Genomic DNA, 8,169 nt, shown 5'->3' on the forward strand with positions numbered 1-8,169 from the left:
GTTATTTTTGCCTTTTAAGCTTTACGCTTCTCTTCTAGCAACTTGTTTATTGCTTCTACAAGGGTTTTTGCTTGCTCCGCTGTTAATTCTGGAACCTTTATAGTCTTTATCCCCGTTGGAGTCTTCTCCTCCACTATTGCTTCCCCTTCTGGTGAAACGTATGCTCTATTTATGTTTTCAACGTATATGTCTCTTGGGAATAGGTGGTCTGCAGCCCACTTGAATATCCTCTCAAGGCTTTTGTGTTCTTCAATCATGTATTCTAGGAATGCCCTAGCCCCAGATTTCAAGTCTATTTCAAGCTTTTCATCACTTAAAATTATCAAGTATGTTTTTGTCTCAAATGCTACTCTAGCCTTCATTTTAGAATCCTCCAATAATATTTTCAAATCTATAAATATAAGTTTAATGAATCCCCTTCCCAAGTTTCTTTAAATATTTCCCCCTATCCACTAGGCACTTCATTGCCTTTACAGCTCTCTCAACTTCTGGGTATGATGGTATCCCCCTCTCCTGGAACATTTTTAGGATTTTCTGCGTTGGCTCCCCTCCAGTGGATGCTACGAGTATTGGTTTGTTTGTGGATTTATATGCCTTCTCCACTTCATCCACAACCTTAACATTCATTGCTGGTGGATGTATTAAGACTATAACTATTATTCCATCCACATTTTCATCTCTCGCAACTATATCTATAACATCCCCATACATTTCAGGTGTTACGCTTCCAGTTAAGTCTATTGGGTTGTGTGGTATTGCGAAGGGTGGTATATGCTTCTTCAATTCAATTATGGTCTCCTCCTTTAATTCTGCAAGTTTCAATCCAACCCCCCTCTTCTCATCTGTGAGTTTGTCTGTTGCCATAACCCCTGCCCCTCCACCATCAGTTACTATTGCTATCCTATCTCCAAAAGCCACTCTACCTGTGGCCAATGCTCTAGCGTAGTCGAATAGTTCATGTGTATCGTATGCTCTTATTACTCCAGCCTTCTTGAATGCTGCTTCCACAATCTCCTCTCTACCTGCAAGGGCTCCTGTATGTGATGATACTGCCTTAGCCCCCTCCATTGTCCTTCCAGCTTTTATTGCCACTATCGGTTTAACTTTTGAAGTTTCACTTGCAACTTCAATGAACCTCCTCCCATGGGTTATCTCCTCCAAGTACATGGCTATAACCTTACATTTCTCATCATGCAACAAGTATTCCAATAGGTCTATTTCATCAACGTCAGCCTTATTACCATAGCTTACGAAGCAACTTAACCCTATATCTTCCATTGTCATCCAATCTAGTAGTGCAACCCCCATGGCTCCACTTTGTGATATGAATGCAATCTCCCCACTCTTAGGCCTTAAAGCCCTACCCCTCGGTAGGAATAGTGTGTCTATTTTGTTGTGTGGATCGTATACTCCTATGCAGTTTGGCCCCATGAGTCTCATCCCATATTCCCTTGCTATCCTCTTAACCTCCTCCTCCAGTTTAGCCCCTTCTCCACCAACCTCCTTAAACCCTCCACTAACCACTATAACACATTTAACTTTGCATTCCCCAGCTTCCCTCAATACTTCTGGGACGCTTTGGGCTGGTATAGCTATTAATGCTAGATCCACAGTTTCACCTATACTCTTAATGTTTGGATATGCCTTTAACCCCAATATTTCATCAGCTTTAGGGTTTACTGGATATATCTTCCCCTCATAACCCACATCTATTAGGGATTTCACCAATTGATATCCCACCTTCTCAGGGCTTCTTGAAGCTCCAATTACAGCTATGCTTTTAGGTTTGAAGAATGGCTCCAAGGTTTTATAGCTCATGTGAGCATCCCACCAGCATAATGTCAATATTCAGTCTATGTTTATTATTTCCACATACCTTTTAACCCTTACCTTCAAATAAACTAAGCTTGGTGGTCAAAGTTTAAATTCCAAGTATGCAATATTTGCTTTGGGATTCCAATGCCAATATTGAGTGCTAAGAGGCGTAAGGCTTTAAAGCCTGTTTCAATGCTTGCGAGGTATTGTTTCTTCGGTAATTATGCTGCTGCTGAGAAGCTTTTCAATGAAGTTTCAAAGGAGTTTGATGTTGATGGTGATTGGGGGGTTGGGGTTATGCTTGCAGTTAAGGGTATGATTGAAGCTGGTAGGGAGGGTGATAAATCCACATTCTATTGGCGTTGCATTAATGCTGATCTTAAGGAGTTGAAGGAGATTAGGGATGGTTTAGTTAAGGATTTATCTAGGGATACTATTAGCGATTTGGAGTCTGGATTCCTTAATGCTTGGATTGTTATTGTTGATGAATTCATTAAGATAATTAGGGAGAGGGGTTCTGGTAAGTGATCATGGGAATGGGTGTGGAACTTGGAATGTGTATACTGTTATCCATGTTATGAGCCATAGTGCTAGGTATGGTGCAAGTCCACTTATGTATAGGTTTTCCGGAATCTTTAAGTCTGAGGGTTTAATTTTCAGAACCCTCCTTATCAATGGTATTGTCAATATGTACATGGTTAATCCAAACATAACTCCAGTTCCTCCACTCAAGTTTAGTGTTATGCATATTATTGCGGTTAAGAGTCCAAATACCCCCCTAAACAAGTATATCTTGTCATCTGCATTCAATACCCATCAACTCCGTAGTGTTTAAATCTCCCTACAACTCCAATTTAAGTAAGTTGGATGGGTTTAATATGGTTATCCATTGTAAGAAGTCTTTGAACGCCCTGGATTTATTGGCTATTGTTAGGGAGCTTAAACCACTCCACCAAGCATACATAAACAATGTTTACCAAATTTCAGATAACATATTCCAATTCAAGTTTGGTGGTTTTAAATGTAATGTGATTTTTGAGTTGGGTAGGAGGGTTAATGTTAGTGGGTTTGATTTTGAGAAACCTAAGATGCCCACAAACTTCTGTAGTTTCCTTAGATCTAGGATTGTTAGGGCTAAGATTTTAGAGGTTTCACAAGTCGATTTTGATAGGATTGTAAGTTTTAAGTTGAATAATGGTTTGAGTTTGTTTTTCGAGTTTATGGATGGTGGGAACATCCTCCTCTTGGATTCTGATGGTAGGATTGTTGGTGTTTATCGTGAGAGGGAGTCTGCTGGTAGGAGGCTATTTAATGGTGAAATTTATAGTCCACCAAAGGTTAGGGGTTTCAATCCCATGGATTGCATGGTTGATGAAGCTTATAATATGCTTATGGGGGTTGAAGGGAGTTTGGTTGTAGCATTAACTAGGGTTTTAAATCTCCCTGGTGAAGTTGCTGAAGAGCTTTGTTTGAGATGTGGTTTAGATAAGAATTTGAAGGCTTCAAGTATCGATCGATCTAGCTTCGAAAACATCATAAATGTGTTTAGGGATATGGTATCATCTATAATTGATGGCTCCATAAATCCACAGATAATTCTTGATAAGGGTAAAATTGTATCCGTTGTGCCATTGGATTTCCAAATATACTCAGGTTTTGAAGCTGAATACTTTAAGAATTTCAATGAAGCTGTCGATGAATATTTCCATAGGTTGATGGCAATTGAATTTGAGGATTTGAAAGCTAAAGTTAGGGGGGAGGTGGAAGGTAGATTTAAAGCTAGTATAGAAAAGCAGAGGGAGGCTTTGAAGAGTTTTGAGGAGGAGGCTGTTAAGCTTAGAAGGTTCGGTAACCTGATAATGGGTAATTTGAATTTCATAGATGAAGTTTTAAGTTTAGTTAGGGATTCAGCTTTAAAGTATGGTTGGAGTGGGGTTTTGGATGGAATTAGAATATTGAAGCCTGAAATTTATGAGCGTATATGTGGATTTAATGCTAAGGATAGAATTCTAATGTTTAGGGTTGATGGTGAAATTGTGCCATTGAATGTTTTGGAGTCAGCTGCATCCAATGCATCTAGATTGTTCAATGAAGCTAAGGTTTTGGAGGGTAAAGCTTCTAGAGCTAGGGAGGCAATTAAATCCCTTGAGGATAAGATGGCTTTGGAAGTTGAGGAGGAGGTTTCTAGGAGGATTGCAAAGCCAATTAAAGTTACGGCGATTGTTAAGAGGAGGTGGTATGAGAATTTCCACTGGTTTAAATCTTCAGATGGATTGATAGTTGTTGGTGGTAGGGATGCATCTCAGAATGAGGCTTTGGTTAGGAAGTGGCTTAGGGATGATGGTATATATGTCCATGCTGATGTTCATGGAGGTCCATCAGTAATAATATTATCTGAATCCAGCAGCATCCCTGAATCCACAATTTATGAGGCAGCTCAATTCGCCGTATCCTTTTCCAATGCTTGGAGGGGGATAATGGAATCCGCATCTGCATTCTGGGTTTATGGTAAGCAAGTTTCCAAGTCAGCTCCATCTGGGGAGTATCTTTCCCGTGGTGCATTCATGATTTATGGTAGGAAGAATTATATTCATAACATTCCATTAAGGGTTTCCATTGGTCTAATGCCATCCGATTATGGTTTTATTCTGGTTTCAGGTCCACCATCAGCCATATCCAAGTGGTGTTTTAAGAGTATAACCCTTGCACCTGGAATTGAGCCTATAGAGAAATTGTGGGTTAAGTTTAAGAAGCTCCTCTCCTCTGAGCTTGATGAAAATTTGAGGAGGGTTGTGGGTAGCTTATCCATGGATGATTTTAGACGTATACTTCCAAGGGGAGGGTTTAGGCTTATTCCTCCGCAGAATTAAAATATTTATCTCGACATATATTTGTTTGGTATCGTCTTATGGTTGGAGCATTGCCTAGAGTTGAGGATTTAACTGTTGATATGGTTATGTCTAGGAAGCCTGTAACTGCATATGCTTCCTCAACAATTGCTGATGTGGCTAAGATAATGAGGGATCGTGATGTGGGTAGTGTAGTTATATTGGATGATGAGGGGAAGCCTGTTGGTATAGTGACTGAGAGGGATCTTGTGGTTAAGGTTTTAGCTTCAGGGCTAAGCGCTGATACACGTGTATCTGAAGTTATGTCTAAACCTCTAATAACAATTAAGCCTTCAACTAGGATTGTTGATGCAGCTAGGATTATGGTTAAGAGGAATGTTAGGAGGTTGATTGTTGTTGAGGGGGATTCCATGGTTGGGATAATAACTGAGAAGGATATACTTAGAGTTGCTCCTGAAATGATCGATATACTTATTGAGGCTATGAAGGTTAATGTGTCTGAGGGATATAATTATACTGGAAGCTCCATGTCTGGGTATTGTGATCGATGTGGGGAGTGGTCTGAGGAACTTATTGAAGTTGATGGGGAGTATTTGTGTCCAGAGTGCCGTGAAATTAAGGGGGGTTAGGGTGTGGCTTTAAGAGTTTCAGATTACATGAGTAGTAGGGTTGTGGTTGTAGAGCCAAGGGATACCCTTGCTAGGATTAGGAATCTCATGTTACATAATGATATTAGTAGGGTTGTTGTGGTTGAAGGTTCTAAGCCCATTGGAATAGTTACTGAAACCGATATATCCAGAGTCCTTTTAAGTGAGAGTATTAGGGATTCACCAAGGCCTATTGATAGCATATTGGCTTCTGAAGTTATGACTTCACCAGTGGTATCGGTTGGACCTAGAGTTTACTTGAAGAATGCAGCTTCATTGATGATTAAGGGTGGATTTAGCGGTTTACCTGTGGTGGATGGTGATGGGAATCTTGTGGGTATAATAACTAAGACTGATATTGTTAGGGCTTATGCTGAGCATTATCATGGTTTATGTAAGGTTCGTGAGGTTATGTCATCTCCAGTAGTCACTGTAAACCCCCTCCACAGCATTTATAGGGTTGGTAAGCTCATTGAGAAGCATAATATTGGTAGGGTTGTGGTTTTGGATGGGGGTAGACCTGTGGGGATTATAACTAAAACTGATTTAACATTTAGACTTACTGGTTATAGTCCTAGGAAGATTAAATTTGAAGATGAATCTAGGAGGACTATTAAAACCTTAAGGGTTCCAGTGGCATCTGACATTATGACTCCAAACCCATTAACTATTGGTGATTTTGAGGATGTTGCTAAAGCTGCTGAGATTATGATATCCCATAAGATTAGTGGTCTACCCGTCGTTAATGATTCTGGGAGTCTTGTTGGCATAATAACTAAGACTGATATTGTTAGGGTTGTGGCTTCAAGGGATTTGGGGGTTTAAGTTTTGAAGAGCTTCATTTTAGCAAGATTTCCAATTCCAAGTGTGGATAAGGATCAACCATTATCTAATGCTATTGAAATCATGGAGTATGAGGGGTTAAGTGCACTTCCAGTTTTAGATGATGGGAAGTTTGTTGGCATAGTAAATGTTAGGGGGATTCTTGATAGGATTTGGAGTGAACGTGTTAGGATGATAAGTTTGAGTAGCTTATACGTTTCAAGTGTCATGGAAACCAGTATTCCAACATTATCCCTTGACTCCAATTTGCTTGAAGCTTCTGAATTGATGATAAAGCATGGTTTAATTGCAATTCCAATACTTAATGATGGTAAACCTGTAGGCATGATCTTTGAGGAGGATTTCCCAAAGCTATTCTTGAATTCAAATGTGGATTCCAGTGGATTTATACTTAGAAATCCTAGGATTGTGGACATTGATTCAAGCATTCTACATGTTAGGTCGCTGATGCTTAAGGAGGATTTGAGATTCATACCTGTTGTTAAGGGTGAAAAGTTTGTGGGGATTGTGAGAGACTTCGATATAGTTTCAGTTTTAAAGTTCATTCAAGATAAGGTTTCACCTCAACATAGAGCTTCTAGGGTTAGATCTCTAAGGGCTTCTGATGTTATGAGGAGTACGAAAGCATACTTTTATGGTACTCCACCCATAAGTGTAGTTGCAAAATCGATATTGGATGAGAGGGGTCTTGGGGCTGTTGCATTAAATGAGGATAACTCAGTTTTAGGCGTTGTGAATGTAAGGTTCTTTGTTAAAATGCTACTTTTCGGAGGTTTTGTTTGATTGGTCACCGTTGATTGTATAGTGTCTGGGAAGATATTTTGGCGTGGTGAATTGGTGGATGCAGCTATAGCCATAGATGATGGGAAGATATTTGATGTTGGATTGGAGGTTAATCTTCCAAAATCCGATAAATATTATAGGTTTCCAGGCAAAATAATTCTTCCTGGACTCATAGATGTTCATGTACATTTGAGGGATCAAGAATTATCGTATAAGGAGACTTTTGAATCTGGAACTATGGCTGCAGCTGCTGGTGGATTTACAACTGTCCTAGATATGCCAAACAATTCCCCCCTCACAGATTCCCCTTCAAGGTTTATTGAGAGGGTTAATTTGGCTAAGGGTAGAATCTATGTTAATGTTGGTTTCTATTCACTATTCCCAAAATCTCTAAGTGAAGTTGAAACTATAGCTAAACTGGGTGCTATTGGATTTAAGGTTTACTTGAATCGCAGATATGGATTTCTAGACCCTTCAGATGATGATTCCCTGAAACAATATTTACATGTTTGTAGTGGTATTGGGATTCCAGTTGTATTCCATGCTGAAGATTACTCCATGATATCGAAACTTGAAGATGAATTTAAAGGGTTAAGTGATTTTAGAGGGTTTATGGAGGCTCACCCCATTGAAGCTGAATTTAAAGCTGTTGAAAGGATTCTAAGATTGGCTTATGCCAGTAATTGTAGAATTCACATAGCCCATGTAACTAGTGGTTTGATTGTGGATTTAATATCGAAATTTAGGGGGATTGCCACATGTGAAGTGACGCCACACCACCTACTTTTAACCCGTGAAGTTCTCCACAGACTTGGCGGTATTGCTAAAATGGAACCCCCATTGAGGGGGATCTTTGACGTAATATCATTATGGGATCGTATTCGCAATGGATTTGTGGATGTTTTGGCTGATGATCATGCCCCCCACACCATTGAAGAGAAGTCTTGTGGAAATTTCTGGGACATTAAATCCGGCATTCCGGGATTGGAAACCACACTACCATTAATGCTTACGGCTGTGAATTATGGTATTATCGGTATTGGTGATATTGTTAAACTTATGAGTTTAAATCCATCTAGGATATTCAATATTGAGGGTAAGGGTTCAATAGAGCCTGGTTTTGATGCAGATTTAACAGTTGTGGATTTGGATAGGGAGTGGGTTATTGATTCCTCTAAATTCCATTCTAAGGCTAAGTTTTCACCATTTGATGGGTTTAGGGTTAGGGGGAT

9 protein-coding genes are annotated in these 8,169 nt (G+C 39.6%); 6 read left to right on the top strand and 3 right to left on the bottom strand.

Features of this window, described 5'->3' with window-relative positions:
- Positions 1 to 14 precede the first annotated feature (14 nt).
- Both MRT15_RS07540 and MRT15_RS07545 read right to left on the bottom strand, forming a co-directional pair.
- Entirely contained in the window at positions 15 to 362 is a 348-nt protein-coding gene (locus MRT15_RS07540) for a hypothetical protein (protein ID WP_304329412.1), read from the bottom strand.
- Between the two features lie 43 nt (positions 363 to 405).
- Positions 406 to 1,818 carry an acetate--CoA ligase family protein gene (locus MRT15_RS07545; RefSeq protein WP_304329414.1) on the bottom strand — a complete coding sequence of 471 codons (1,413 nt, stop codon included), beginning with the start codon at positions 1,816 to 1,818 and terminating at the stop codon, positions 406 to 408.
- A gap of 141 nt (positions 1,819 to 1,959) precedes the next feature.
- Here MRT15_RS07545 and MRT15_RS07550 point away from each other — a divergent pair, with 141 nt between their 5' ends.
- Positions 1,960 to 2,343 carry a hypothetical protein gene (locus tag MRT15_RS07550; RefSeq protein WP_304329416.1) on the top strand — a complete coding sequence of 128 codons (384 nt, stop codon included), beginning with the start codon at positions 1,960 to 1,962 and terminating at the stop codon, positions 2,341 to 2,343.
- On the opposite strand, the gene MRT15_RS07555 is transcribed toward MRT15_RS07550, so the two are convergent.
- Positions 2,344 to 2,625, bottom strand: coding sequence for a hypothetical protein (locus tag MRT15_RS07555; RefSeq protein ID WP_304329417.1), 282 nt, complete (start codon positions 2,623 to 2,625; stop codon positions 2,344 to 2,346). It lies immediately after the preceding gene.
- 68 nt (positions 2,626 to 2,693) lie between these two features.
- On the opposite strand from MRT15_RS07555, the gene rqcH reads away from it, so the two are divergent.
- From rqcH to MRT15_RS07580, 5 genes are all read left to right on the top strand, one after another.
- On the top strand, positions 2,694 to 4,685 hold the full coding sequence (gene rqcH / locus MRT15_RS07560) for a ribosome rescue protein RqcH (RefSeq protein WP_304329419.1): 1,992 nt from the start codon (positions 2,694 to 2,696) through the stop codon (positions 4,683 to 4,685).
- 38 nt (positions 4,686 to 4,723) lie between these two features.
- A complete protein-coding gene (locus MRT15_RS07565) occupies positions 4,724 to 5,293 on the top strand; it encodes a cyclic nucleotide-binding/CBS domain-containing protein (RefSeq protein ID WP_304329421.1) in 570 nt (189 codons plus the stop codon).
- A 3-nt stretch (positions 5,294 to 5,296) separates the two neighbouring features.
- On the top strand, positions 5,297 to 6,136 hold the full coding sequence (locus MRT15_RS07570) for an HPP family protein (protein WP_304329424.1): 840 nt from the start codon (positions 5,297 to 5,299) through the stop codon (positions 6,134 to 6,136).
- 3 nt (positions 6,137 to 6,139) lie between these two features.
- Positions 6,140 to 6,937 carry a CBS domain-containing protein gene (locus MRT15_RS07575; protein ID WP_304329426.1) on the top strand — a complete coding sequence of 266 codons (798 nt, stop codon included), beginning with the start codon at positions 6,140 to 6,142 and terminating at the stop codon, positions 6,935 to 6,937.
- The coding region (locus MRT15_RS07580; protein ID WP_304329428.1) for a dihydroorotase family protein at positions 6,938 to 8,169 on the top strand (1,232 nt) is incomplete at its 3' end.

The sequence above is a fragment of the Candidatus Culexarchaeum yellowstonense genome (assembly GCF_024707025.1).
Taxonomy (GTDB): Archaea; Thermoproteota; Methanomethylicia; order Culexarchaeales; family Culexarchaeaceae; genus Culexarchaeum.